1 protein-coding gene is annotated in these 749 nt (G+C 66.4%); it reads left to right on the top strand.

Annotation, left to right across the window (positions count from 1 at the left end; all coding sequences use genetic code 11):
• Positions 1-749 (top strand): hypothetical protein (locus XpruCFBP8353_RS23080; protein ID WP_157935138.1); only part of this gene is annotated, 749 nt, incomplete at both ends.

The following is a 749-nucleotide window of genomic DNA, read 5'->3' as shown; positions in this document are numbered from 1 at the left end:
TCTGTGGGCAGGCCGCCAGCGCGCTGGCCGCGCGGCCGGCCCACGAAAGGAGGTTGCGCAAGGCCCTCAAGCCGCAAGAAGTGGCCATCGCGCTCCATGCCCTGAGCAAATGGCCCGACACGCCGATCTGCGGAGAGGCCGCCAGCGCGCTCGCCGAGCGACTGGTCGACGAGCCCCAGTTGCGCAAGGCGCTCGACGCACACCAAGTTGTCACCACGCTCAAAGCCTTGAGCAAATGGCCTGACAAGCAGGTCTGCGCGGTTGCCGCCAGCGCGCTGGCCGAGCGGCTGGCCGACGAGCCCCAGGTGCGCAAGGACCTGGACCGGCAAGGTGTGGTCATCGTGCTCAACGCGTTGAGCAAATGGCCGGACACGGCGGTTTGTGCTGAGGCCGTCAACGCACTGGCCGAGCGGCTGGTCGACGAGCCCGACCTGCGCAAGGAACTTGGCCCGGTAGACGTGACCAACGTCTTGAATGCCTTGAGTAAATGGCCGGGCACCGAGGTCTGTGCGGAAGCCGCCCGCATGGTGGCAGGGCGCCTGGTCGGCGATCCCCTGTTACGCAAGGCCTTCAATTCACTGGACGTGGCCAACGCGTTGAATGCCTTGAGCAAATGGCCTGACACCCCGGTCTGTGCCGCCGCCGCCAGTGCGCTGGCCGAGCGGCTGGCCGCCGATCCCGGATTACGCAAGGATCTCAATCCATTAGACGTGGCCAATGCGCTCAATGCCCTGAGCAAATGGCCCGGC

The organism is Xanthomonas prunicola (genome assembly GCF_002846205.1).
Taxonomy (GTDB): Bacteria; Pseudomonadota; Gammaproteobacteria; order Xanthomonadales; family Xanthomonadaceae; genus Xanthomonas; species Xanthomonas prunicola.
The sequence above is the reverse complement of the archived record's forward strand: the minus strand, read 5'-3'. Positions and strand labels throughout refer to the sequence as shown.